We start from the raw sequence: 385 nt of genomic DNA, 5'->3' as shown, positions 1-385 counted from the left end.
GATGCTACGCCGTGCGATGCGATCATGCCGAAATTGCTGATGTGGCCCGCCATCTGCTGCGCCACAAAACGAATGCCGGAAAAGCGGTAGGACGTCATCTGGGTGGAAGAGTTGAACCGGGGCGACCGTGTATCCGTGTTGTCAACACGGTCGGCAAAAGTAATCCGGCGCACGGCGTTTGCGTCAGATGATACGATTTCGTGAAAGCCAGGATTGAGCTGCACCACGCTGTCCATGTGGTAGTCGGACAGCAGATTGATTTTCAGCCAGCCGGGGGAAAACCCCCGCGCGATAGCTTCCTCAATCGACTTGAGCGGGCTTTCCAAACTGCCTTCGAATGTGTCGTTTCCATTGTCCTGATCCACGTAGAGGATGGTTTTTCCTG

At 55.1% G+C, this 385-nt stretch carries 1 protein-coding gene; it reads right to left on the bottom strand.

The annotated features are described in order from the left end of the window. The coding region (locus tag L1069_RS24020; RefSeq protein ID WP_237457315.1) for a hypothetical protein at window positions 1-365 on the bottom strand (365 nt) is incomplete at its 3' end. Window positions 366-385: the final 20 nt, after the last annotated feature.

Origin of the sequence: Leisingera sp. MMG026 (genome assembly GCF_021654205.1) — a bacterium.
Classification (GTDB): Bacteria; Pseudomonadota; Alphaproteobacteria; order Rhodobacterales; family Rhodobacteraceae; genus Leisingera.
The sequence above is the reverse complement of the archived record's forward strand: the minus strand, read 5'-3'. Positions and strand labels throughout refer to the sequence as shown.